Here is a 559-nt window from a genome sequence, read left to right as displayed (position 1 = left end):
GGATATCATCGGCAAAATGCTTGTCAGCCTGGGCCAACACGTCACTATTGCCGCCAGTAGTAACGAGGCTCTGACTTTATCACAACAGCAACGATTCGATTTAGTACTGATTGACATTAGAATGCCAGAAATAGATGGTATTGAATGTGTACAATTATGGCACGATGAGCCGAATAATTTAGATCCTGACTGCATGTTTGTGGCGCTATCCGCTAGCGTAGCGACAGAAGATATTCATCGTTGTAAAAAAAATTGGATTCATCATTACATTACCAAACCAGTGACGTTGGCTACCTTAGCTCGCTATATCAGTATTGCCGCAGAATACCAACTTTTACGAAATATAGAGCTACAGGAGCAGGATCCAAGTCGCTGCTCAGCGCTACTGGCGACAGATGATATGGTCATTAATAGCAAGATTTTCCAATCACTGGACCTCTTGCTGGCTGATATTGAAAATGCCGTATCGGCTGGAAAAAAAATCGATCAGTTAATTCACACATTAAAAGGCTGTTTAGGTCAAATAGGGCAGACTGAATTGGTATGCTATGTCATAGAC

At 42.0% G+C, this 559-nt stretch carries 1 protein-coding gene; it reads left to right on the top strand.

All coding sequences use genetic code 11. From position 1 onward, the window contains the following. Window positions 1-559, top strand: a 559-nt coding sequence (locus tag ACEWB7_RS17380) for a response regulator (protein WP_411581009.1), incomplete at both ends; no start/stop codon positions are given.

It is taken from the genome of Acinetobacter sp. NIOH-H-8 (assembly GCF_046635365.1).
GTDB lineage: Bacteria > Pseudomonadota > Gammaproteobacteria > Pseudomonadales > Moraxellaceae > Acinetobacter.
Note: the sequence above shows the minus strand (reverse complement) of the source record. Positions and strands in the feature narration are given on the sequence as shown.